Origin of the sequence: Erysipelatoclostridium sp. An173, assembly GCF_002160495.1 — a bacterium.
Lineage (GTDB): Bacteria > Bacillota_I > Bacilli_A > Erysipelotrichales > Coprobacillaceae > Thomasclavelia > Thomasclavelia merdavium.
The window spans coordinates 18,068-28,810 of the sequence record NZ_NFKR01000029.1; the positions used below are offsets into that span (position 1 = coordinate 18,068).

At 27.5% G+C, this 10,743-nt stretch carries 12 protein-coding genes; 10 read left to right on the plus strand and 2 right to left on the minus strand.

What is annotated here, in order from left to right; all coding sequences use genetic code 11:
• Window positions 1–32: 32 nt before the first annotated feature.
• The gene (locus tag B5F09_RS11160; protein WP_087374209.1) at window positions 33–1,040 is read left to right on the plus strand and encodes a flippase-like domain-containing protein; all 1,008 of its coding nucleotides are present in this window, start codon (window positions 33–35) and stop codon (window positions 1,038–1,040) included.
• A gap of 28 nt (window positions 1,041–1,068) precedes the next feature.
• On the opposite strand, the gene B5F09_RS11165 is transcribed toward B5F09_RS11160, so the two are convergent.
• Window positions 1,069–1,950, minus strand: a complete 882-nt coding sequence (locus tag B5F09_RS11165) for a MurR/RpiR family transcriptional regulator (RefSeq protein WP_087374211.1) — start codon at window positions 1,948–1,950, stop codon at window positions 1,069–1,071.
• Between the two features lie 162 nt (window positions 1,951–2,112).
• Here B5F09_RS11165 and B5F09_RS11170 point away from each other — a divergent pair, with 162 nt between their 5' ends.
• The 6 genes from B5F09_RS11170 (at window position 2,113) to B5F09_RS11195 (ending at window position 7,820) form a co-directional block, all read left to right on the plus strand.
• Complete coding sequence (locus B5F09_RS11170) at window positions 2,113–4,032, plus strand: NAD(P)/FAD-dependent oxidoreductase (RefSeq protein ID WP_087374213.1); 1,920 nt, start codon at window positions 2,113–2,115, stop codon at window positions 4,030–4,032.
• A 171-nt stretch (window positions 4,033–4,203) separates the two neighbouring features.
• On the plus strand, window positions 4,204–4,731 hold the full coding sequence (locus B5F09_RS11175; RefSeq protein WP_087302893.1) for an ECF transporter S component: 528 nt from the start codon (window positions 4,204–4,206) through the stop codon (window positions 4,729–4,731).
• Between the two features lies 1 nt (window position 4,732).
• On the plus strand, window positions 4,733–5,788 hold the full coding sequence (locus B5F09_RS11180; protein WP_087374216.1) for a hypothetical protein: 1,056 nt from the start codon (window positions 4,733–4,735) through the stop codon (window positions 5,786–5,788).
• Between the two features lie 126 nt (window positions 5,789–5,914).
• Entirely contained in the window at window positions 5,915–6,109 is a 195-nt protein-coding gene (locus B5F09_RS11185) for a hypothetical protein (RefSeq protein ID WP_087374218.1), read from the plus strand.
• Between the two features lie 162 nt (window positions 6,110–6,271).
• The gene (locus B5F09_RS11190; protein ID WP_087374220.1) at window positions 6,272–7,027 is read left to right on the plus strand and encodes a metallophosphoesterase; all 756 of its coding nucleotides are present in this window, start codon (window positions 6,272–6,274) and stop codon (window positions 7,025–7,027) included.
• A gap of 40 nt (window positions 7,028–7,067) precedes the next feature.
• Window positions 7,068–7,820, plus strand: coding sequence for a MurR/RpiR family transcriptional regulator (locus B5F09_RS11195; RefSeq protein ID WP_087302901.1), 753 nt, complete (start codon window positions 7,068–7,070; stop codon window positions 7,818–7,820).
• A 31-nt stretch (window positions 7,821–7,851) separates the two neighbouring features.
• Here B5F09_RS11195 and chbG read toward each other — a convergent pair whose 3' ends face one another.
• The gene (gene chbG / locus B5F09_RS11200; protein WP_087374222.1) at window positions 7,852–8,595 is read right to left on the minus strand and encodes a chitin disaccharide deacetylase; all 744 of its coding nucleotides are present in this window, start codon (window positions 8,593–8,595) and stop codon (window positions 7,852–7,854) included.
• A gap of 128 nt (window positions 8,596–8,723) precedes the next feature.
• On the opposite strand from chbG, the gene rdgB reads away from it, so the two are divergent.
• The 3 genes from rdgB to B5F09_RS11215 are packed head-to-tail and all read left to right on the plus strand — an operon-like array spanning window position 8,724 to window position 10,461.
• Window positions 8,724–9,311 (plus strand): RdgB/HAM1 family non-canonical purine NTP pyrophosphatase, encoded by a 588-nt coding sequence (gene rdgB, locus B5F09_RS11205; RefSeq protein WP_087302905.1) that lies wholly within the window; start codon window positions 8,724–8,726, stop codon window positions 9,309–9,311.
• A complete protein-coding gene (locus B5F09_RS11210; RefSeq protein ID WP_087302907.1) occupies window positions 9,312–9,821 on the plus strand; it encodes a tRNA (cytidine(34)-2'-O)-methyltransferase in 510 nt (169 codons plus the stop codon).
• Window positions 9,811–10,461, plus strand: a complete 651-nt coding sequence (locus tag B5F09_RS11215; RefSeq protein WP_087374224.1) for a TIGR01906 family membrane protein — start codon at window positions 9,811–9,813, stop codon at window positions 10,459–10,461. Before B5F09_RS11210 ends, B5F09_RS11215 begins: the two co-directional genes overlap by 11 nt.
• Window positions 10,462–10,743 lie beyond the last annotated feature (282 nt).

Consider the following 10,743-nt stretch of genomic DNA (forward strand, 5'->3'; position numbering starts at 1 on the left):
ATATCTAAAATTTTTTTGCTAGCTGAAAGGTGATGATTAAAATTAAGAAAAAAATAATAATTTTTTTAATAACTATTTTAGCAGTTATTTTCTTTATATATGTTGTGTTTCGTCAGGATTTTAATGATGTCCTAAATTACTTGAAAAATATATCTGTTTTTGATTTCTTGACAATAATAGTTGTTGGTACAATCTATCAATTATTAGAAGCCTTAGGTAATTTTGTTTTAATAAAATCACAATCACCATCTTTTAAATATCGTCAGTCGGTTGAGATGACACTACTTGGTACTTTTAGTAATATCACTACTTCATCAGCTGGTACAATTCCTTTGCAAAGTTATTATTTATATAAACGAGGGATAAAAGCAGGCAAAGGGATTGGATTAATTATATTAGATAGTATCTTTCATAAATTTTCAGTTTTTGTTTATGCTAGTGTTTTAATTGCTTTTAATTTTAATTGGCTTGTTAGTGCTAACAATAATATTATGCGTTATATTTTTGTAGGCTACTTTGTATATTTATTAATTATTATTGGATTGATATTAATTTGTAGCTGGCAAAAAATACAGGATTTATTATTATGGTTAATTAATAAATTGCCTGATAATGAAAAGTGGCAAAAGAAGAAATTAGATTGGCAAGATAATCTAAAGGCTCTTTATCAAGAATCTAAAATAGTTTTAAAAAATAAAAAGATATGTTTAAAAGTAATTATTACTAATTTTTTTAAATTATTCTGGACATATACAATTCCTTTATATTGTTTTTATGTAGTTAATATTCATGATTTATCATTTTCACAAATTCAGATTTTAGCATCGATTATGCTATTAATTACTGGTGTTTTACCTAATGTTGCCGGACTGGGTCCACCAGAAGTTTCCTTTTTATTAGTATTTACCCCATATTTAGGAATAGCTAAAGCAACTTCGGCTTTAATTGTTTATCGAATTACAACTTATTTTTATCCATTTTTAATGAGTGCGATTGTTTTTTTGAAACTAGAAAAAGAACTGTTATTACAAAAGAAGTAGATATAAGAAAAATTTTATATCTACTTTTTTAATCTTCTTTAATAATATTTGATTGAGGATGACGGCATTTTTCAATTGTTTTAGAAAGCTGGATTTTATTATCAAGATTTTGATCATAATTTAAAGCAAAGAATCCAGTATATAGTAAATCTAAAAGATACTGAATGGAATATTCACTAGAAAAATTACCAATTTTAGAATACTGTTTTTCTCTAGTAGTAATATGCAAGATAATATCAGCATATTCTTTAAGATGATTATCGCCTAAACTAGTAATAGCAATGATAGGAATCTTTTTTTCTTTTAATAATTTAGCGTGATTAATAACTGTGATTGATTCTCCAGAATAGGAAATTATAATGGCACAATCATCTTGATAAACAAGATTGATATTAAAGCCATATTCACCTGCTAATGTTTCAATTTCAACTCTTTTTTTAATTCTAGTCATTTGATATTTAAAACGTTTACCAAAAAGTAACGAACTTCCAAGACCAAAAATATGAATCGTAGCAGAAGCTTGCATTATTTCAATAGCTTTTTGTAATTGGTCAAAATCGATTAGTGATAAAGAATCATCAATTGTTTCTTTGTATAAATTATTAATTTTACCAGCAATTTCAGTTAAAGAATTATTTTTATTAAAAGGAAAATTGGCGTCTACATGATTAAAATGGGTATCAATATAATATAGTTCATTTAAATAATCATTTTTTAAATCATTAAATCCTTCATAACCTAATTTTTTAGCAAAACGAACGACAGTTGCCGATGATGTATAAGTCATTTTAGCAATATCTCTAGTTGACATTTCTTTGATTTGGTATCTTTTCTCTAAAATAAAATCCCCAATAATTTGCTGAGATAATGACATATGTTTTAAATTTTTAATTCGCTGTTCTAATAACATACAATACCTCCAATTTTAAACATTATAACATAGAAAGTGAAACGCTGCTTTATTATTTTGCTACTTAAAAAGTCTTTAAATAAAGCACTGTTGCGACTTTTTTAAATTGATTGTATTTATTGTAAATATCGTTAAAATACATCTTAAAAGAAGGGAGTATTTATGGATAAAAATTATAGTGCATTATTTGAACCAATGAAAATTGGAAAATTAGAAATTAAAAATCGATTAGTTGTTCCAGCGATGGATAGTCATTATACTGATGAAAATCATCAATTTACAAATCAAGCTTTAAATTACTATGGTGAAAGAGCATTAGGTGGTTTTGGGTTAATTACAACTGAATTTTTATGTGTAAGTGAAGAAGGATTAGCCGAAAAAACTCAAGCCGGTATTTATGATGATTGTTTTATACCAATGTTAACTAAATTAACACAAAGAGTACACGAAAATGGTAGTTATATTTTTGCTCAATTACAACATTCAGGACGCTTACAAGGAAAAGGAACTACTAAGTTACCAGTCGTTGGTGCTAGCAACATTCCTGATGTTTCTAAACCAAATACTATTCATGAATTAACAACTGAAGAAATTTCTGTTATCATTGATAAGTTTGTTGTAAGTGCATTGCGAGCTAAAAAAGCTGGTTTTGATGGAGTCGAAATTCATGGGGCTCATGGATATTTATTAGCTCAGTTTTTATCAAAAGGAGTTAATAAACGAGTTGATCGTTATGGAGGTAATATTACTAATCGAGCTCGAATTGTTTGTGAAATTATTGCAGAAATTAAAAAAGCCTGTGGAAATGATTACCCAGTTGTAGTTAGAACAAGTGGTGCAGAAGGATATTATGGTGGTAATGATATTGAAGATGCAGTAGCTCAGGCAATGTTATTTGAACAAGCTGGAGCTGATGCTATTCATATTTCTTATGGAACAGCTATTCAATCTTATTATGTGAAAAATGGCTTTAATATTGATAATGTAAAAAAAGTAAAAGATGCCATTAATATTCCTGTTATCGGTGTGGGTCGAATTAATGATGCTACTTTAGCTTTAAGTGCTATTAAAAGAAAAGCGATGGATTTTGTTGCTTTAGGTCGCCAATCTATTTGTGATCCGCATTTCCCTAATAAAGTTAAAAATGGTCAAATTAATGAAATTTTAACTTGTACTGGTTGTATGCAAAGATGCTTATATACAACATCATTTGAAGATGGTTTTGGTACTTCATGTATGATTAATCCTTTTAGTGGTAAAGAAAATGTTTGGAAAATTGAAAAGGCAAAACAAGCTAAAAAGATTGCCATTATTGGTGGAGGACCTGCTGGTTTACAAGCAGCCTGGATTTTAGGTAAAAAAGGTCATCAAGTTACTGTATATGAAAAAGAAGCAACTGCTGGTGGTCAATATCGTTTAGCATCTGTTCCAGTAATGAAGCAGGATTTAGCGAAAACAATTTCAACTTATTTAGCGTTCTGTCAAAAATATAATGTTACTGTAAAATATCAAACAACCGCTACAAAAGAATTATTAGCTACTGAAAATTTTAATGAAATTATTGTAGCAACAGGATCATTGCCAATTATTCCAAGAATTAGTGGTATTGATAATTCAAATGTTTATAAAGCTAATGATATTTTATCATTTAAACAAGTATTTAAAGATCAAAAAGTATTAGTTTTAGGTGCTGGATTAGTTGGTGTGGAAACTGCAGAATTAATTGGTGAATATGGTAATCAAGTAACTGTTGTTGATATGTTAGATAAAGCAGCACCATTAGCACCCAAAAGACCACGTCAAAATTTATTAGAACATGTAAAACAATTAGGAATTAATATTTTATTAAATAGTAAGGTTTTAAAAATTAATTCTGATGGAATTGTTTATCAACAAGATGGAAATGAAAAAACTTTAACTGGTTTTGATGCTATTGTTTTAGCATTTGGTTCTAAACCAAATGATGAATTATATCAAGATATCAAAGATTTAGGCAATGTATATGTCATAGGTGATGCTTTAAAAGCTGGAGATGCTAAAAAGGCTATTTATGAGGCTACTAAATTAGCTTTAAAATTATAAAGTTTTTATTGACAAGATAAAAATTTATCGCTAAAATTGATATACATGATCTAAGCGATAATCAAGTTATCAAGAAGATAACGTAATGCCATGAAGGTAGTTCTGTATATATTTGATTAGGATATTACAGGCATTTTTATGGCTTTTTTCATGTTTTACAAGGAGGAAAAGATGAAAAAGTTATCAGTTAAAGAAATAGTTTTAGCAGGATTTTTTCTTGCATTAGGTTTAGTGTTACCTTTTTTAACAATGCAAATTCCAAGTTTTGGTAGTATGTTATTACCAATGCATATTCCAGTAATTTTATGTGGTTTTATCTGTGGTGGTCCTTTAGGATTAATCGTAGGATTTATTGTACCGTTACTTAGAAGTGCACTATTTTCAATGCCGCCAATGTTTCCAACTGCAATTGCGATGGCCTTTGAATTAGCAGCATATGGATTTTTATCTGGTTTTTTATACAATAGGTTATCTAAAAAAACTAGCAATATTTATTTAAGCTTAATTATTGCTATGCTTGGTGGTAGAGTAGTTTGGGGAATTGTAAGTGTTATTTTATATGGTATGTCAGGACAAAGCTTTGCTTTTGCAATGTTTATTGCCGGAGCTTTTAGTCAAGCAATTCCAGGAATTATCTTACAATTAATTTTAATTCCAGCTATCATTATAGCTTTACAAAAGGCTCGTTTAATTAAGTAGTATGAATATTATAACTCTAGTTAAAGAACATTTAATACGCTATCCAGGCATGAAGCCTCGAGATATTATTAAACTAATCTACCAGAATGAATTTGGTGGCGGACATATGATTGATTCTTTTGATAATAGTCTAGAAAGATTACAAAATGAATGTGCAACATTGAATAGTCAAACCACTTTAACTAGTGAGGTTATTGGTGATAATTTAATTCGAGTTTATCTAGGTAAATTAGATTCTGTTCAAATATTAACTTTAAATCAAATATTTGTTGCTTCTTCAAAACAAAGTCATGGTAATTTAGCATCATTTATCAATAAATTAGAAACTATCAAAGCAGCAATGGTTCAAGGTGAAATTGATTACGATAATCAAGAGTTTGAAGCAGAATTGAAGGCATATGAAAAATTAAATTTTCCACCAATTTCTCATTCTGAGCAATATCGCAAAGAATATAAACCACATTATCGACTTGTAGATAAACGATATTTTCAATATTTTGATATTATTAATAAAATTAATCAATTACTTATTACCAACAAACCACTAACAATTGCCATTGATGGTAAATGTGGTGCTGGGAAGTCTTTTTTAGCCAATTTGCTTTGTGAAATTTATGATGCTAATCTTTTTAAAATGGATGATTTTTTCTTAAGACCATTTCAACGTACTGAGGAAAGATTATCTATGCCAGGGGGCAATGTTGATTATGAACGTTTTAAAGAAACTGTAATTGATCCGCTTTTAAAAAAGAAATCAATCAAATATCAAAGATTTAATTGTTCCAAGATGGCTTTAGATGATGATATTCAAGTAATTTCTTATCATAATTTAAATATTATTGAGGGAACATATAGCTTACATCCATATTTTGGAAAGTATTATGATTATGCAATTGGTTTGGATATTAGTGATAAGTTACAAGAAAAAAGAATTTTAGATCGTAATGGTGCTATGATGTTAGAAAAATTTAAAAATATCTGGATACCATTAGAAAATAAATATTTTGAAGCATACCAAATATTTAAACAAGTTAATTATTTATATCACGTTGAATAAACGTGATTTTTTTATAACTTAATATTTAATTAATATAATTTTGATGTTTTTTACTGTTTATATTTATACAATAAATATATCATTGTTTAATTATATTGGCTTGTTAATTGTTATTAGGAGAAAATTATGATCAAGAATTTAAAAGTCGGATTAGGGTTAATTATTTTAGGGGAAGTCTTGGGTTATTTTAATAGTTATTTTTTAAGTGATTTTTTAGACTTTACTACCGGTCTTTTATTGGGGTTATCGGTGGGAATGAAATTAGTAGGGATTATCTTATCATTAGTGGGGATTATTCAGGTTAATAATGATAATAAATGAAATTGACTAGGTTTTTATGTGGAGTATTTTAAGATACTCCATTTTTTTATTTATTATGTAATAATCACTATTTTTTTAAATAATAAATGGAATTACTTTTACAATATTTATTTAAAAAAATAGTGAATAATGATAAACTAATATAAGAAAGGGTGGTAAAGTATGCCTAAAAATATTTATGTGCTTTCCGATATTCATGGACATTATAATGTTTTTATCAAAATGTTAGAAAAAATAAAATTTTCTGATGATGATGTATTATATATTTTAGGAGATTGCTGCGATCGGGGACCAGATAGCTTAAAAATATACTTATATATTCAAAAATTTAAAAATATTCATCTGATTCGTGGTAACCATGAAATCATGATGCGTGATGCTTTTATTGCTGATGATCCAACTTCATCACAAGGACGAATGTGGGCTCAAAATGGTGGAAATAAAACAGCCCATAGTTATCATGAATATTTACAAAAGAAAGCCCTTAATGAATTTGATTATAAAATAGTTAAAGCAGCTTTTTATAAAATGATGATTGATTATGTCAATAAATGCCCATCGTTTATTGAAATAAATTGTAATGGTCAAGATTATGTTTTGATTCACGCAGGTATTAATCCAGAAAAAGGGTTATATGAACAAACTGAAGAAGAATGTGCCTGGATGCGTGAGTATTTCTTTATGTCAAAGGGATTGGATAATAAGATTATAATATTTGGACATACACCTACATGTTATATTCATCAAAAGAAAGATTGTTTTGATATTTGGCATGATCCAGTTTTTAAAGATAAAATTGGGATTGATGGTGGTTTAGGACCATTCGATAAAGGTCAATTAAATTGCATTTGTTTAAATACAATGGAAGTTTTTGTAGTTAAAAAAAGTGAAGTTTTAGAAGCTGCAAAAAACATTTAAAAATGTAAAAAGAATTTATTAAGTAGTGGGAGGTTATTATATGAATATATTATTGAGTAGAATATTAACATATTTAAATGGCGCTTTTGTAGTTGATGACTATTATCGTTTTTGTAAATTTGTTGTTTATAATTATTTAGGTTTTGAAGATTTTGACATTGATGATGTTGTCTTAAAAAGTGGTGTCACTAAAGAAAAAATAGTTGCTTTTTGTAATTTATTAGGATATGAAAGCTTTGATAAGTTTAAAAATGATCTTTTAAGAACTCATATGGTTCGTTTGGATCAAATCAGAGCTAGAATGTTAGGTATCAATAGTGAACAATTAATTAATGATATGGAAAAATCTTGTTCAAATGAAGAAATGAATGCTTATATTTCAACTATTTGTGAAGCAATTTTTAAAGCTAAACGAGTTATATTAATTGGTGCTTTATATCCTTTATCTATTGCCGTTGAGTTACAAACTGATTTGATTACATTTGGTAAGCCGGTAATTCAATATCATAGTTTTGATAAAGATGTGGTTTTAGATGAAAATGATGTGACAATTTTTATCTCTGCTACAGGTAGATCAATGAACTATTTTGTTGATATAAAAAAGGAATTACGAGTAGATTTAAGTACTTCAATCTTGATTACGCAAAATAAAACATATGAATTAGATGAATATAAGATTTCTGATTATGTAATTCATGTCCCTGGTAAGTTTGATGGAATAAACTTTAATTATCAAATTATGACAATTTGTGATTTATTACGGGTTCATTATTACCAACAATACTATTTATAATAAAAAGTAAACCGAGCTAACTGGCTCGGTTTTAATCTGTCTTTTTAAGATTAGAATAATTGATTAGTTCAATATCTTTATCTTTAATAAACTGTTTTATTTTTTTATCACACAAAAGATCTAATTCTTTCATTCTTGGTATATTATAACTGCTCATTTGATATAAACGCCAATCAAGTAAAGCTGGATGACACATTATTTCACCATATTCATCAATATCATTTATAGCACTAGTTAAATATTCATAATTTACATTATCTTTGTAGAATTGATCATTACATCTAACATATTGATAATTATTAATAATTTGGTCACGTTGTCTAATTGGTAAATCATATTCTTTAGCTAATTTAATTACTACATCATGATGTTGTGGTAATAAGTGAACATGATGATGTGAATCGATATGAGTTGGTTTTTTACCAGCTAATTTAATAAATCTCTCTATTTGAGCTTTCCATTCTCGATATAATTCATCAAAATTAGCATTTGGTTCTTCATTAGGATAAGCAGACGGTCTTAAAAAGTTACCATTTTTATCAACATAGCTTTTAGCACCGTCAATTAATGGACGTCCTACAGTTAAAACTAGATGAATTCCTACTCCTAAATTAGGATATCTACTTGCAAGTTCTAAGCCCATTTTTGCATATGGCATATTAACCATACAAGTTGTTGAAGTTAGGATCCCATCTTGATGAGCTTTAATTATCCCTAATACTGCCCCTTCACTGATACCAAAATCATCAGCGTTTATAATTATTTTTTTAGTCATTTTATAGTCCTCCAATATCTATAATCAAATTATATCGTGAATAAAAAAATAGTATTTATTTTTTCAAAATCTGCAAACTACTCTATAATCGTGCTATAATAAACACGATAAAAAATGGAGGTATAGTCATGAAAGAATTAATTGTAGCATCGACTAATCAAGGCAAATTAAAAGAAATTAGGGCAATGCTTAAAGATATTAATATTGAAGTATTATCAATGAAAGATGTTTTAAATGAAGAAATCGATATTGAAGAAACAGGAACAACTTTTAAAGAAAATGCTTTAATAAAAGCTAGCACAATTGCTAAAATTGTTAATAAACCAGTATTAGCTGATGATAGTGGTTTAGAAGTTGACGCTCTTGATAAACAGCCTGGTGTTTATTCAGCTCGTTTTTTAGGTCATGATACAAGTTATGATATTAAAAATCAATATATTATAGATGCGCTAAAAGATAAAGATCGAACAGCTCGCTTTGTTTGTGCGATGGCTTTAGTAATCCCTGGTCAAGAACCAATCATTATCGAAGAAACAATGGAAGGGTTAATCAATGATAAAATCGAAGGGGAAAATGGTTTTGGTTACGATCCGATTTTTTATTTCCCACCATGTAAAATGACTTCAGCTATGATGTCAATGGAAGAAAAAAATAAACATTCACATCGTGCAAAAGCGTTGAAAAAATTATATGCAATTTTAAAGGAGATGGATTAAATGAATCATATAGTTTTAGTTCATCCGGCAATTCCTCAAAATACTGGAAATATTATGCGTACTTGTGTAGCGACTAATACTAGTTTACATATTATTAAACCAATGAGTTTTGATTTAGATGATAAAAAAATGAAACGAGCTGGATTAGATTATGTTAAGGATTTAGATCTTCATGTATATGAAAGTTATGAAGATTTTAAACAAAAAAATCCTGGTGAATATTATTTCTTTACACGTTATTCACATCAATGTTTTACAGATCAGGATTTTAGCGATACTAGTAAAGAGCATTACTTATTCTTCGGTCATGAGCATGATGGAATTCCAAAAGAAATATTAACAGAAAATCTAGATCGTTGTTTAAGAATTCCAATGAGTGATAAAGTTAGAAGTTTAAACTTATCTAATTGTGCAGCGATTTGTATTTATGAAGCTTTAAGACAACAAAATTATCCACAGCTTTCTAAAGTAGAAGTTCAAAAAGGTGAAGAGTTCTTATATGAGTTATAAAAAAAATGATATTTTTCTAGCGATTATGCTTATGATTTTTATCATTAGTTTTGCGGTTGTTTTTACAGTGTTTTTTAAACCATTATATTATTTTGATATTAATTATTTAAGTATTGATCAAATTAGTGGTTTAGATGCAGAGACTATTAAAGAAAATTATCGGATATTAATTAATTATCAATCAATTTTTTACCAAGGAACATTGAATTTACCAGATTTTGTAATGTCTGATAGTGGTCGAATTCATTTTGAAGAAGTAAAACGTATTTTTGAAGCAATTCAAGTAATGATGGTTATCAGTGGGTTAATTTCAATTCCAATGACAATTAAAAAGATTAAAGAAAAAGAATATCGTTTTTTACGATTAACTGGTTTAATTACAATTATTGTGCCAACTGTGTTAGGCTTTTTAGCTGCTTTGGACTTTGAAAGAGCATTTGTACTTTTTCACCAGATAGTTTTTAGAAATGATTATTGGATCTTTGATTACCGAACTGATCCGGTTATTACTATTTTACCAGAAACGTTTTTTATGCACTGTTTTATGTTAATTGTAGTTATTGTATGTCTTTTAGCGATAATATGTTTAGGGTATTATCGTTATCAACAAAAAAAGATTGTTGCTGATATTGATTTATAATGGTCCTTTTTACAAGGACCATTTTTTAATAAAATCAGATTTGTTTTAAAATACTTTACTATAATGATATAAATATTAGTTAGATTTTATGAGTAATTATCATTATAAAAATGAGATAAATTTGAGATAATATATAGTATTTTATATGTTATAATATAACTGTCTTTAAAATGACTTTGGCATATTAAACAATAAAAATTATTTAAATATTATAGTAATGGAGTGTTAATATGAAATATGCCAATAAGATGTTTTTTTATAATCAAACTTATTTATCTTTAG